At 73.5% G+C, this 13,223-nt stretch carries 11 protein-coding genes and 1 pseudogene; 7 read left to right on the top strand and 5 right to left on the bottom strand.

Annotation, left to right across the window (positions count from 1 at the left end):
- Positions 1-455: 455 nt before the first annotated feature.
- Entirely contained in the window at positions 456-1,073 is a 618-nt protein-coding gene (locus AC02VZ_RS03835; RefSeq protein WP_476474495.1) for a TIGR03086 family metal-binding protein, read from the bottom strand.
- A 418-nt stretch (positions 1,074-1,491) separates the two neighbouring features.
- On the opposite strand from AC02VZ_RS03835, the gene AC02VZ_RS03830 reads away from it, so the two are divergent.
- The 7 genes and pseudogenes from AC02VZ_RS03830 (at position 1,492) to AC02VZ_RS03800 (ending at position 8,334) form a co-directional block, all read left to right on the top strand.
- Positions 1,492-2,262 (top strand): DeoR/GlpR family DNA-binding transcription regulator, encoded by a 771-nt coding sequence (locus tag AC02VZ_RS03830; protein ID WP_432053936.1) that lies wholly within the window; start codon positions 1,492-1,494, stop codon positions 2,260-2,262.
- Between the two features lie 131 nt (positions 2,263-2,393).
- A pseudogene (locus AC02VZ_RS03825) lies at positions 2,394-3,765 on the top strand (ABC transporter substrate-binding protein).
- Complete coding sequence (locus AC02VZ_RS03820; protein WP_432053938.1) at positions 3,762-4,709, top strand: carbohydrate ABC transporter permease; 948 nt, start codon at positions 3,762-3,764, stop codon at positions 4,707-4,709. Before AC02VZ_RS03825 ends, AC02VZ_RS03820 begins: the two are co-directional and overlap by 4 nt.
- The gene (locus tag AC02VZ_RS03815; RefSeq protein ID WP_432053939.1) at positions 4,709-5,575 is read left to right on the top strand and encodes a carbohydrate ABC transporter permease; all 867 of its coding nucleotides are present in this window, start codon (positions 4,709-4,711) and stop codon (positions 5,573-5,575) included. Before AC02VZ_RS03820 ends, AC02VZ_RS03815 begins: the two co-directional genes overlap by 1 nt.
- Positions 5,572-6,561 carry a zinc-dependent alcohol dehydrogenase family protein gene (locus AC02VZ_RS03810; RefSeq protein WP_476474494.1) on the top strand — a complete coding sequence of 330 codons (990 nt, stop codon included), beginning with the start codon at positions 5,572-5,574 and terminating at the stop codon, positions 6,559-6,561. The genes AC02VZ_RS03815 and AC02VZ_RS03810 overlap by 4 nt, the downstream gene beginning before the upstream one ends.
- A 258-nt stretch (positions 6,562-6,819) precedes the next feature.
- Positions 6,820-7,044 carry a hypothetical protein gene (locus tag AC02VZ_RS03805; protein WP_432053941.1) on the top strand — a complete coding sequence of 75 codons (225 nt, stop codon included), beginning with the start codon at positions 6,820-6,822 and terminating at the stop codon, positions 7,042-7,044.
- Between the two features lie 84 nt (positions 7,045-7,128).
- Entirely contained in the window at positions 7,129-8,334 is a 1,206-nt protein-coding gene (locus tag AC02VZ_RS03800) for a TerD family protein (RefSeq protein WP_432054075.1), read from the top strand.
- A 135-nt stretch (positions 8,335-8,469) separates the two neighbouring features.
- Here the strand turns inward: AC02VZ_RS03800 and AC02VZ_RS03795 are convergent, their stop codons facing one another.
- From AC02VZ_RS03795 to AC02VZ_RS03780, 4 genes are all read right to left on the bottom strand, one after another.
- Complete coding sequence (locus AC02VZ_RS03795; RefSeq protein ID WP_432053942.1) at positions 8,470-9,030, bottom strand: TetR/AcrR family transcriptional regulator; 561 nt, start codon at positions 9,028-9,030, stop codon at positions 8,470-8,472.
- Between the two features lie 82 nt (positions 9,031-9,112).
- On the bottom strand, positions 9,113-10,129 hold the full coding sequence (locus AC02VZ_RS03790; protein ID WP_432053943.1) for a 1-aminocyclopropane-1-carboxylate deaminase: 1,017 nt from the start codon (positions 10,127-10,129) through the stop codon (positions 9,113-9,115).
- Positions 10,130-10,173: 44 nt separating this feature from the next.
- Positions 10,174-10,824, bottom strand: coding sequence for a GntR family transcriptional regulator (locus tag AC02VZ_RS03785; protein WP_432053944.1), 651 nt, complete (start codon positions 10,822-10,824; stop codon positions 10,174-10,176).
- A gap of 771 nt (positions 10,825-11,595) precedes the next feature.
- Entirely contained in the window at positions 11,596-13,035 is a 1,440-nt protein-coding gene (locus AC02VZ_RS03780) for a hypothetical protein (RefSeq protein WP_432053945.1), read from the bottom strand.
- Between the last annotated feature and the right edge of the window lie 188 nt (positions 13,036-13,223).

The following is a 13,223-nucleotide window of genomic DNA, read 5'->3' as shown; positions in this document are numbered from 1 at the left end:
CCCGCTCCGTGCCCTCCCGGCAGGCCCATGACGACGGTCCTCACGGCGGCCACCGGCGCGGTGTCCGTGGTGAGTTGGACGGTGGCGAGCCGATGGCCGGACTGGTCCGGGGCGCTGCCGGGGATCAGCGGGTCGAGGACGTTGATGCGGGCCCTCGTGAAGTGGGCGGTGAAGCCGCCGCGTATCTCCCGGCCGCGAAGAAGCCCACCGAGGAGTGCGGGGGTTCTTCGTGTGACGGCATCCGCGAGCGGCCGTTCCGGAACCGTCCGGACCGTCCGGCCCGCCGCGTCGGCTCACCGCACCGGGACGAACCGGGCGGGCACGGGGCCGCACGGCGACAGCGCTCCGGCCGGGGCGGGGAGGCCCTCCCCGGCCGGGAGGGGGACGCCGGGCTGAGGTCTCTCCTTCCCATCGGTCCGGACCCCGCGAGCCCGGCATGACCACGGCGAAAGGCCCTAAGGACGCCCCGACGGCGTGCCGTCGGGCCGTGTCCAGCCCGGATCGCGGCCGCTCAGGGCCACCGTCCGGTCCAGCAGCGGGGCGTCGGCCGGTACGGGTACGACCGGGCCGAAGATGCCGTTGCCCGCGCCGCCGGACTCCTCGGCGGCGGCCCGCAGGAAGGCGTGCGACGCCGCCAGGGCGGCCGGGTCCGGCGCGTAGTCGCGGCCGGTGGCGCGGGCCAGGTCCCAGCCGTGGACGAGCAGTTCGTCGACGGCGACCGCGCCGGCGACCTCGCCCGGCAGGTCCACCCCGCCCGCCCGGGTGGTGCCGGTCCACGCCCCCGGGTCCCGCCACGCCTCGGCGAGGTCGTGCAGCGCCTCGGTCAGGTCCCGCCGCCAGTCCGGCCCGATGCCGGGCAGGGTGCTGCCCGGGTCGGTGTCGGTGGTCCCGCCCAGGTCCTTGCGGGCCGCGTCCCGGAAGGCGACGGCCAGTCCGGTCAGGTGGCCGAGCAGATGGCTCACCCGGTAGTCGGGGCACGGGGTGCGGTCCGTCAGCTGGTCCTCGGTGACGGCCTCGGCCAGGCAGGCCACGGTCCGTGCCTGCGGTCCGAGGTCGAGGGGAGTGCCGGTCATGGGGTTCTCCTGATGTCGACAGGTGTCCGGGCGGGCGGGTGCGGACGCCGCCCTCGGGTGGATGACCGGTTCCGGCACCCGGACTCATCGCTCGCGCCACCACGACGCCACCGCGCCATGCGTCGGGATCGGGCCACCCGGGCCCGTCCGGCGGCGGAAAAGGGTCGCCGACGGAGGGGCGCGGGCACCGAACGGGCCTGCCCGCCGTCCATTCGGGCACGCACGCCGCCCGTTCTCACGTTCCGCGCCGCCCCCGTGCAGGTCCGAGCCGGGCACAGGCCGAACCGAACGGGCACAAGCGGGCAGGAACGAAGCGATAACAAGCCTGGTCAGAACCCTGGAGCGGCTGTACAACATCCTGCAAGGCCCGAACCGGGGCCCGAACGGGCAGCGAGATCAGGAAGCAGGTGGTCGGTCCATGGGGCAGTGGACGGCCGAGGAGCGCCAGCGCGAGATCGTGCGGCTGGCGCGCGCCACCGGCTCGGTCGACGTCACCACGCTCGCCGCCGACCTGGGCGTGGCGAAGGAGACCGTGCGGCGGGACCTGCGCTCGCTGGAGGACCACGGGCTGGTGCGCCGTACCCACGGCGGCGCCTACCCCGTCGAGAGCGCCGGCTTCGAGACGACCCTCGCCTTCCGCGCCACCAGCCACGTCCCCGAGAAGCGCCGGGTGGCGGCGGCCGCCGCGGAACTCCTCGGGGACGCCGAGACGGTCTTCATCGACGAGGGCTTCACCCCCCAGCTCATCGCCGAGGCCCTGCCCACCGACCGGCCGCTCACCGTGGTCACCGCCTCCCTGCCGGTCGCGGGCGCGCTCGCCGAGACCGGCACCGTCTCCGTCCTGCTGCTCGGCGGGCGGGTCCGCTCCGGCACCCTCGCCACCGTGGACCACTGGACGACGAAGATGCTCTCCGGCTTCGTCATCGACCTGGCGTTCATCGGCGCCAACGGGATCTCCCGCGAGCACGGACTGACCACGCCCGACCCGGCGGTCGGCGACGTCAAGGCGCAGGCCGTCCGGTCCGCACGGCGTGTGGTGTTCGCGGGCGTCCACACCAAGTTCGGGGCGGTCAGCTTCTGCCGGTTCGCCGAGGTCGGCGCACTGGAGGCGATCGTCACCAGCACCCTGCTCCCGGCGTCCGAGGCGCACCGTTACGCGCTGCTCGGCCCCCAGGTCGTCCGCGTCTGACGGCCGCACCGCACGCACCCCTTCACGACGACAACTCCCCACACCGTCCCCGCAGTACGCCCGCCCCACCTCCCACGGGCACCCCTGTCCCCCACAGACCTCCGCACATCCCGACATTTCCTGGAGTACCCATGCGCACCCGTAGCCGACGCTCGCCGCGGAATCTCCTCGCCGCGGTGGCGACAGTGACGCTGATCGCTCCGCTCGCCGCCTGCTCGGGCGCCGGCGGTTCCCAGGGGTCGTCCGGCGGCGACTCCCTCAACGTCCTGATGGTGAACAACCCGCAGATGGTGGAGCTGCAGAAGCTGACCGCCGCCCACTTCACCAAGGACACCGGTATCAAGGTGAACTTCACCGTGCTGCCGGAGAACGACGTCCGCGACAAGATCAGCCAGGACTTCGCCAACCAGGCCGGGCAGTACGACGTCGCCACGCTCAGCAACTACGAGATCCCGATCTACGCCGAGAACGGCTGGCTGCACCCCCTGGACGAGCACGTCGAGAAGGACACCGGCTTCGACCAGGACGACATCCTGCCCCCCGATGACCAAGGCCCTCACCGCGGAGGACGGCAAGCTCTACGGCGAGCCCTTCTACGGCGAGTCGTCCTTCCTGATGTACCGCAAGGACGTCCTGGAGAAGGAGGGCCTGACCATGCCGGACAAGCCCACCTGGAAGCAGGTCGCCGACATCGCCGCGAAGGTCGACGGCTCCAGCGCCGGCATGAAGGGCATCTGCCTGCGCGGGCTGCCGGGCTGGGGCGAGGTCATGGCCCCGCTGACCACGGTCGTCAACACCTTCGGCGGCACCTGGTTCGACGAGGACTGGACGGCCCGCCTGGACTCCAAGGAGTTCAAGGAGGCCACGCGGTTCTACGTCGACCTGGTCCGCGAGCACGGTCAGGCCGGCGCCGCCCAGTCCGGGTACGCGGAGTGCCTCAACAACATGACCCAGGGCAAGACGGCCATGTGGTACGACGCCACCGCCGGGGCCGGCTCCCTGGAGGCCGACGGCTCCCCGGTCAAGGGCAAGATCGGTTACGTCCCGGCGCCGGTGGAGAAGACCGACAGCTCGGGCTGGCTCTACACCTGGGCCTGGGGCATCCAGAAGGCGTCCGCGAACGCCGACAACGCCTGGAAGTTCATCTCCTGGGCTTCGGGCAAGGAGTACGAGAAGCTGGTCGGCGAGAAGATCGGCTGGTCCAACGTGCCGGCCGGCAAGCGTGCCTCCACGTACGACATCCCGCAGTACCGCGAGGAGGCCGCCGCCTTCGCGGACGTCACCCGGGACGCCATCGCGGGCGCCAGGCCCGAGGACCCGGGCGTGCAGCCCCGGCCCGCGCCCGGCATCCAGTTCGTCGGCATCCCCGAGTTCACCGACCTGGGCACCAAGGTCTCCCAGGAGATCAGTTCGGCCATCGCCGGACGGCAGTCCGTGGACAGCGCGCTGAAGAAGTCGCAGAAGCTGGCCGAGGCCGTCGCCGAGCAGTACGAGGCGTCATGACCGTGACGTCCCCGGAGCGGGCCGCCGCGACCGTCCCCGGACGGCCGGCGGCCCCCCGCCCGAACCCGATGCGCGCCTGGGCCACCCGGGCGCCCCTGATGCCGGCGCTCGTCTTCCTGATCGTCGTCACCCAACTGCCCTTCGTGGCCACCCTGGTGATCTCGTTCTTCGACTGGAACGCGCTCTACCCGGACCAGCGCAGCTTCGCCGGCTTCGCCAACTACGGCGAGGTGCTGACCGATCCGGACCTGCGGGGGTCGGTGTGGACGACGATCCTGCTCACCGTCACCGTGGTGCTGGTCAGCCTGCTGCTCGGCCTGCTCCTGGCGCTGCTGCTGAACCGGCGCTTCCCCGGCCGGGGCGCCGTGCGGACGATGCTGATCGCCCCGTTCCTGCTGGTGCCGATCGCCGCCGCGCTGATGTGGAAGCACCTGCTGTTCAACCCGGAGTACGGGCTGTTCAACGGCATCCTGAACGCCGTCTTCGGGGACGGGGCGCCGCAGCCGGACTGGATCTCCGAGATGCCGCTGATGGCGGTGGAGGCCGCGCTGATCTGGCAGTGGACCCCGTTCATGATGCTGATCCTGCTCGCGGGGCTGCAGAGCCGTGACCCCCAGCTGGTGGAGGCGGCCCGGATGGACGGCGCGAGCGACTGGCAGGTGTTCGTCCACATCACGCTGCCCCACCTGCGCCGCTACCTCGAACTCGGGGTGCTGCTCGGCTCGATCTACATCGTGCAGAACTTCGACGCCGTGTTCACCCTCACCTCCGGCGGCCTGGGCACGGCCAACCTGCCGTACACGATCTACCAGACCTTCTACCAGGCGCACGAGAACGGGCTCGCCTCCGCGGCCGGAGTCGTCGTCGTCCTCGGCTCGCTCGTCCTGGCGACCTTCGCGCTGCGCGTGGTGTCGTCGCTGTTCCGTGAGGAGGTGTCCCGCTGATGGCCACCGTCGCCCCCACCGCCCCGCGGCAGCGCCGGGCGCCCGGCAGGGTCCGGGGGGCCGCCGCGGGCGTCGCCGCCTGGCTGGCCGGCATCGTCTTCGTGCTGCCCATCCTGTGGATGGTGCTGACGTCCCTGCACTCCGAGGCGGACGCCGCGACCAACCCGCCGTCCGTGGCGGCCTCCCTGACCCTGGACGGCTACCGCGAGTTCTTCGGTCTCACCGGCGGCGCCAGCCCCTGGCCGTCGCTGATCAACTCCATGACCGCCTCGCTGGTCTCCACCCTGCTGACCCTGCTGCTCGCCCTGCCCGCCGCCTACGCGCTGTCCATCCGGCCGGTGAAGAAGTGGACCGACGTCCTGTTCTTCTTCCTGTCCACCAAGATGCTGCCGCTGGTGGCCGCGCTGCTGCCGATCTACCTGTTCGCCAAGAACACCGGCATGCTCGACAACATCTGGACGCTGGTCGTCCTCTACACCGCGATGAACCTGCCGATCGCGGTCTGGATGATGCAGTCGTTCCTGTCCGAGGTCCCGGTGGCGATCATCGAGGCCGCCCAGATCGACGGCGCCAGGCTGCCGACGGTGCTGGGCCGCGTGGTCGCGCCGATCGCCCTGCCCGGCATCGCGGCGACCGCCCTGATCTGCTTCATCTTCAGCTGGAACGAGCTGATGTTCGCGCGGGTGCTCACCGGCGTGGTCGCCGAGACCGCCCCGGTCTTCCTCACCACCTTCATCACCAGCCAGGGCCTGTTCCTGGCCAAGGTGTGCGCCGCGTCGCTCGTCATCTCCCTGCCGGTGCTCGCCGCGGGGTTCGCCGCCCAGGACAAACTCGTCCAGGGCCTGTCGTTGGGAGCCGTGAAATGAAGGCCGCCGTCATCGAGTCCGTGGGCCGGGCCGTCGTCGCCGAGGTCCCGGACCCGACGCCCGGGCCGCGCGACGTCGTCGTGGAGGTCGCGGCCTGCGGGGTGTGCGGCACCGATCTGCACATCCTCCAGGGCGAGTTCGCCCCGAAGCTGCCGATCGTGCCGGGGCACGAGTTCGCGGGCGAGGTGGTCGGTGTCGGCTCGGCGGTCACCGAGGTGGCGGTCGGCGACCGGGTCGCCGTCGACCCGTCCCTGTACTGCCACGAGTGCCGCTACTGCCGCATCGGCCACAACAACATGTGCGAACGCTGGGGGGCGATCGGCGTCACCACGGCCGGCGGCGCGGCGCAGTACGCGGTGGCCCCCGTGGCGAACTGCGTGAAGCTCCCCGAGCACGTGCGCACCGCCGACGCGGTCCTGATCGAACCGCTGTCCTGCGCGGTGCGCGGCTACGACGTCCTGCAGTCCCGCCTCGGCGCCCACGTGCTGATCTACGGGTCGGGCACCATGGGCCTGATGATGCTGGAGCTGGCCAAGCGCACCGGCGCGGCGAGCGTCGACGTGGTGGACGTGAACCCGGCCCGGCTGGAGACGGCGGTCCGGCTGGGCGTGTCCGGCTCAGCCGCGAACCCCGACGAGCTGGACCGCCCGCAGGGGTGGGACCTGGTCATCGACGCGACCGGCAACGCCGGGGCGATCCAGGACGGCCTGGAGCGGGTGGCGAAGGCCGGAACGTTCCTGCAGTTCGGTGTCGCCGACTACGCGACGCGCGTGACCATCGACCCGTACCGGATCTACAACCAGGAGATCACCATCACCGGCTCGATGGCGGTCCTGCACAGCTACGAGCGGGCGGCCGAGCTGTTCGCCAACGGGGTGCTGGACCCGGACGTCTTCATCAGCGACCGGATCCCCCTGGACCGCTACCCGCAGGCCCTGGAACAGTTCGCGGCGGGCGTGGGCCGGAAGATCGTCGTCGTTCCGTAGGACGGCGAGGCGGGCCGGGGCGGGAGCGCCGGCCGGGGCGGGCGCGCCGTCCCGGCCGGGAGCGTTTTCTGGGGCGAGCGCGCCGGTCGGGTCCGAGCACCGGGGCCGCCGGCCGGGCCGGGAGCGTCGACCGGCCCCGGACGGGACGACGGCGCCGGCGACGGCGCAGGTCGCAGGCGGCCGGGGTCGCGGTGGGGGCCGGTCCGGCGGGGCGAAAACCGCTGGGGCCGCCCCGCCCCGGCCCACTACCCTGCGGGCATGCCCCGACCCCACGGCTTCGCCTACACCGACCACGCGAACGGCAGCGTGGACATCACCCACCACCACCGCCACGCCACCACCCTCAACGGCGACCGGGCCGCCCGTTTCCTCACCGAGGTGACCACCTCCCCCGACCCCCAGCTGGTCATGGCCCGCTGGACCGGGAACTACAAGCACGGCAACGAGCGGACCGCCCGCAACCACCCCCGCAACCGCCGCTGAGACCGGCCGGAAGCCGACTGCTCCATTCGGCCACGAGTAAGGGAACGGCAAAACCGTCCCGCTCGTTCATCCGGCATGACAGCTATGACCCCCGGCTCGAACATCCCCCTCCCCACCGCCCGCGTCACGGTGGACGTCGCCGCTCCGGTGCGGCTCGACGTATCGGGCCTGCTGCTCACCGCCGACGGCAAGGTGCGCTCCGACGACGACTTCATCTTCTACAACCAGCCCTCGGGCCCCGGTGTGACCTACCGCTCCGGCGGCGGCACCGCCCCCGACGCGATCACGGTCGACACCACCGCCCTCCCGCCCGGTATCGAGAAGATCGTCATCACCGCCAGCCCCGACGCCGCGGGCCAGACCTTCCAGGGCATCGAACCGACGGCCACCCTCCGGGGCGCCGACGACCAGTCCGTCCTGGCCACCTTCACCCCGCCGCGCCTGGGCGACGAGACCGCCCTGGTGGTCGTCGAGATCTATCTGCGCAACGGCGCCTGGAAGGCCCGGGCCGTCGGCCAGGGCTACGCCAACGGGCTGGCCGGCATCGCCACCGACTTCGGCGTCTCCGTCGAGGAGCCCGCCGCCCCCGCCCAGCCCGTCACCCCGCCGCCCGCCGCCGTCCAGCCGCCGCCCGCCCCGCCGGTGACCGCGCCGCAGGCTCCGCCCGCGCCCGCCGCTCCCCCGGCACCGGCCGCCCCGGCCGCCGGCGCGGGGAAGATCAACCTGGACAAGGGCCGCGTCAGCCTCCAGAAGAACCAGACGGTCTCCCTGATGAAGGGCGGCCGGCCGCTGCTCTCCCAGGTGCGGATGGGCCTCGGCTGGGAGCCCGCGTACCGCGGCAAGGACATCGACCTGGACGCCTCGGTCATCGCCTACGGGCCGCAGCGCAACCACATCGACAGCTGCTACTTCGGCAAGCTGCAGATCCTGCACGGCGCGATCCAGCACTCCGGTGACAACCTCACCGGCGAGGGGGCAGGGGACGACGAGGTGATCAGCGTCGACCTCGGCCGGCTCCCGCAGGAGGTCTCCGGCCTGGTCTTCACCGTCAACTCCTTCTCCGGGCAGAAGTTCACCGAGGTCGCCAAGGCCTACTGCCGTCTGCTGGACGGCACCACCGGTGAGGAACTGGTCCGCTTCGACCTCACCTCGGCCGAGCCGCAGACCGGCGTGATGATGGCGAAGCTGATCCGCCAGTTCTCCGGCGAGTGGGAGATGACGGCCATGGGCGACTTCGTGAAGTCGCGCACCGTACGCGGCATGGTCAAGCCCGCCGCGCAGGCCCTGTAGCCGCCGGGGCCGCGCGGCCACCGACGCCGACGCGCCCGCAGACGTCCCCGCCCCGCGCTCCCCTCCTGGGGCGGGGACCCCTGTGACGCCCCGGCCGGCCGCGTCGCTCCTCACGGCACGGTTCCCTTACAGGGGTCAGGGCCGCAGACCCTCCACCAGGAGCCCCACGTACCGGCGGACGTGGTCGCCCTCGCCGTCCGCGAGTTCCGAGGCCGTCGCCACCCCGTGCACGAGCCGCAGCACGTCGACGGGCTCGACGTCCCGGCGCAGCGTCCCCGCCTCCTGGGCCGCCCCGACCAGCAGCCGGGCCGCGCCCAGCAGCGGCTCGCAGCAGCCCGGACCGCCGTCCCCGCCGCCGACGGCCGGACCCAGCAGGGCCTTCAGTCCGCGCACCCGGATCATCCCGGCGCCCAGTTCGTCGAGCCACGCGCGTAGCGCCGGGCCGGGCGGCAACCGGTCGGCCAGGTCGCCGCCGCGGGCCGCGAGCGCCGCGATCCGGTCGGCGTACACGGCCTCCAGCAGTGCGCGGCGGGTGGGGAAGTGCCGGTAGAGGGTGCCCGATCCGACGCCGGCCCGCCGGGCGATGTCGTCGAGGCTGGCTCCCTCGCCCTGTTCGGCGAACGCCTCGGCCGCGACCTGCAGCAGCCGTTCACGGTTCCGCCGGGCGTCGGCCCGCATGGGCCTGACCTGTGCCATCGGCCCCTCCTCGTCCGCCCGCCGGTCCCGTCCGTCCACCCTATCCAGGGGTGGGGAGGGGTCCGGCGGGCGGACGGGCGGCTCAGAACAGGGCGCTGTAGGCATTCAGCGCGGGCTGGCCGCCGAGGTGGGCGTAGAGGACGGTCGCCTCGCGGCCGATCTCACCCCGGGAGACCAGATCGATCATCCCGGCCATGGACTTGCCCTCGTAGACCGGGTCGGTGACCATCCCCTCGGTCCGGGCGGCGAGCCGCATGGCGTCCAGGGTCGCCTCGTCCGGTATCCCGTAGGTGCCGGCGTGGTACCGCTCGTCCAGCTCCACGTCGTCCACGGTCAGCTCCGCCTCGACGCCGATGAGCCGCCCGGTCCGGTCCGCGATCCGGGCGATCTGCTCCCGCGTCCGGCCCGGGTCCGCCGAGGCGTCGATGCCGATCACCCGCCGGGGCCGGCCGCCCGCCTCCTCCAGCGCCCGGAACCCGGCGACCATGCCCGCCTGGGTCGAGCCGGTGACCGAGCACACGACCACGGTGTCGAAGAAGACGCCCGCCTCCCGCTCCTGCTCCGCCACCTCGTAGGCCCAGCCGGCGAACCCCAGCCCGCCGAGCGGGTGGTCGGAGGCGCCGGCGGGGATGGCGTACGGCCTGCCACCGGACTCCTCGACCTCCCGCAGGGCCTGCTCCCAGCTCTCCTTGAACCCGATGCCGAACCCGGCCCGCACCAGCCGAACGTCGGCGCCGGCGAGCCGGCTGATCAGGATGTTGCCGACCTTGTCGTACACGGCGTCCGGCCAGTCCACCCAACTCTCCTGCACCAGCACGCACGAGAGTCCGGCGCGGGCGGCGACGGCGGCCACCTGGCGGGTGTGGTTGGACTGCACGCCGCCGATGGAGACGAGGGTGTCGCAGCCCTGGGCGAGGGCGTCGGCGACCAGGTACTCCAGCTTGCGGGTCTTGTTGCCGCCGTAGGCCACGCCGGAGTTGCAGTCCTCGCGCTTGGCCCAGAGGGCGGCACCGCCGAGGTGGGCGGTGAGCCGTTCCAACGGGTGCACGGGCGAGGGTCCGAACAGCAGCGGGTACCGCGCGTGGGAGGCGAGGGACATGGGGGTTCCTTCCGCTCGGGCCGCGCCGGTGCGGCCGGGCCGGGTCAGGGCGTGTCGGCGAGCTCCTCCAGGCCCCGCCAGATCTCGGCGGTGATCCGCACCGCTTCGTCCGTGTCGCCGTCGGCGCAGGCGTCGATCAGCCGGTCGTGCAGCCCGGCCGAGCGGCAGGCGCCGCCCTCGCCGAAGCGGCGCCGCTCCAGCCGCCGGATGAGCGGGGTGTACCGGGCGACGGTCGCGGCGGCCGCCCGGTTGCCGCTCACCCGTACGAGGACGTCGTGCAGGGCGTCGTCCGCGCGCAGGGCCGCGTCCACGTCCCCGGCGCGCACGGCCGCCGCGAACCGCTCGTTGGCGGCGCGCATCGCGTCCGTGTCCGCCTCCCGCAGGCGGGGCACCGCGACCCGGGTGACCAGTTCGTGCAGGGCGCCGACGACGGCCGCGGCGTCCCGCACGTCGGCGGCCACCAGCGGGGTCACCCGGGTGTAGCTCTGCGGCTTGCTCTCCAGCAGGCCCTCGTCGACCAGCCGCGAGAACGCCTCCCGCACCGGCGCCCGGGACAGCCCCAGCCGCTCGGCGAGGTCGGCGTCCCGCACGACGGTCCCGGGCTCGATCTCGCCCGCCACGATGGCGTCCCGGATCGCCGCGTGGGCGCGGTCCCTCAGGAGGGTGCGGGAGACGGGACGCAGGGCGGCGTTCATGACTGAAATGTTAGATGTCAGAGCGGAGGGCGCACAAGACCGCGGAGGGCGCACAAGACCGTGCCCCCGCCCGGTCTTGTGCGGGGGCACGCGGGTGGAGCACCGACGGGGGCGGGAAACGCTCGACGGGAGAGGTCACCGAGTGGGCGACCCGGACCGGGCGGGAGCCGGCACCTCAGCCCGGGTCAGGCCGGCCAACCCGGGTCAGGCGGGAGCCGGCACCACCACCCGGGAGGGCGGGAGCGGGCAGCCCAGCCGACTCAAGAGGGACCGGGCAGGACGCCCGGTCGTGCAGAAACGGGCAACACGCCCAGGTCAGGAGGGCACGTGCAGCCGGCCCGGCCAGACGGCATCGGGCAGCACGCCTCGGTCGAACGGGAACGGACAGCACGGCCGGGCCGGGCAGGAACGCGCAGCACGCATCGCCGGACGAGAACCGGCAGCACGGCCGGGCCGGCCGGGCGCGGGCGCTGCACCCCCGGGCCGCGCGGAGGCGGGCGCCGGCAACACGGGACGGGCACGGCGACGAGCACCACCGCCATCGCGGTCGCCCCCGCTCCCGGCTTCCGGGAGGCCCTGGCGGACGCAGGCACTACCCCCCGGGCCAGGCGGCAGCGTCCGGCACCGCCCGGGACGGGCGGCAGCGACCACCCCGACCCGAGACGGCCGGGCGCGGCCACCCCGCCCCGCGACAGGCAACCGAACGGTCCCCCACCCGCGACAGACCTGAGCAGTCAACGCCGGCGGGGCCGACCGACCGCGGTGCCCGCGTCAACCGCCGTGCTGCGAGCGCGCCTTGAACGCCGCCTTCCGGGCCTCCTTGGCGATCTTCTTGTCCGGGTGCAGCCGCCCCATCGCCTCCAGGACGTCGGCCGTGGCCGGGTGGTCCACGCGCCAGACGGTGGCGAAGAAGCCGCTGTGCTGGGCCGCCAGGCCCTCGACCAGGCCGCGCAGCTCCTCGGAGTTGCCCTCGGCCGCGAGCTGGGCGGCCACGGTGTCGATGGTCAGCCAGAAGATCATGGCCTCGGAGGGCGGGGGCACGTCCGCCGCCCCGTGTTCGGTCAGCCAGACGCGGGCCAGGCCGCCGAGTTCGGCGTCGTCCAGCACCTCCCGCAGGGCGGGCTCCGCGGTCGGCCCGACCAGCGACAACGCCTGCTGGCAGCGCAGCCGCCGCAGCGGCGCGCCCTCGTCCGCGCCCCGCGCCGCCGCGAGCAACTCGCGGGCCGCCGTGAGGGGTTCACGCCGGGTCAGCCACTGCTCGGTCTCCGCGTGGGCCGCCGCCGGGGGGAAGACGGCGGTGCCGTCGAGCAGCGCGTCCGCCCCCTTGTCCGCCAGGTCCCCGACCGCCGGGGCGTCGAACCCGGCCTCCAGCAGCCGGGCGCGCAGCCCGTACAGCCCGAGCGGCGTGAGGCGCACCATGCCGTAGCGGGAGACCTCGACGTCGTCCACGGGAGCGGCCGGCTCCTCGTCGGCGTCGGCCATCAGCGCCTCGTCCACCGGCTGGTACTCCACGAGTCCGGCCGGCTCCAGCATCCGGAACTGGTCGTCCAGGCGCATCATCGCCTCGGACACCTGCTCCAGGACGTCGTCGGTGGGCTCGCCCATGTCGTCCGGCAGGATGACGGACGCGGCGAGCGCGGGCAGCGGCACCGGGGCCGGCTCGAGGCCCTCGTCGCCGACCGTCAGCAGGTACAGGTTGCCGAGGACGCCGTCGAGGAACTCCGCGTCGGCGTCGGGGTCCCAGTCGAGGGAGGAGAGGTCCAGCTCGCCGGAGCCCTCGTCGGCGGCGATGGCGTCGACGAGTCCGCCGAGGTCCGGGACGCTCGCGTCGGCGAGCACGGTCTCCAGGGCGGCGAGCCACACGTCCAGCACCTCGTGCGGCGAGCCGTCCCCGGTGACCAGGCCGAGGTCGGCACCGGCGGCGACCGTGCCCTCGTCCTCGTCGGTCACCTCGACGAGCCCGGCATCCACGGCGGCGCGCCAGGCCTCCGCGGCCTCGGCCGCCGCGTCCTCGCCGGTCAGCCCCAGTTCCTCGGCGGCGGCCGCCACCTGGTCCTCGACGAGTCCGCCACCCGCGTCGACCCGGGTGGCGGCACCGGCCCAGCGGGCGAGCCGGACGGCCCGGGAGAGCAACGGGGTGGACAGCGCGTCGCGCGCCAGCTCCGCTTCGGGGCGCAGCCGCGCGGGCGGCAGGGTGGAGCTGTCTGACATCGGCTGGATCTCCTAGCACGCCTGGTGAGGACTCAATCGCTCAGCCTAGACGGATGTGAACCCATGCCGCCCGCTTCCTCCCCCCTCCGCCGGACGTACATGGCCGAAACCTTGACAAGTGGCGTGGCCAGGCTGGAGATTGACGCGCGTAGAAATCGGCGGACAGGTGTTCACCGGAACCGCGGGGG

The organism is Streptomyces sp. 3-6, assembly GCF_056323165.1.
This window is presented reverse-complemented; position numbering and strand designations above follow the sequence as displayed.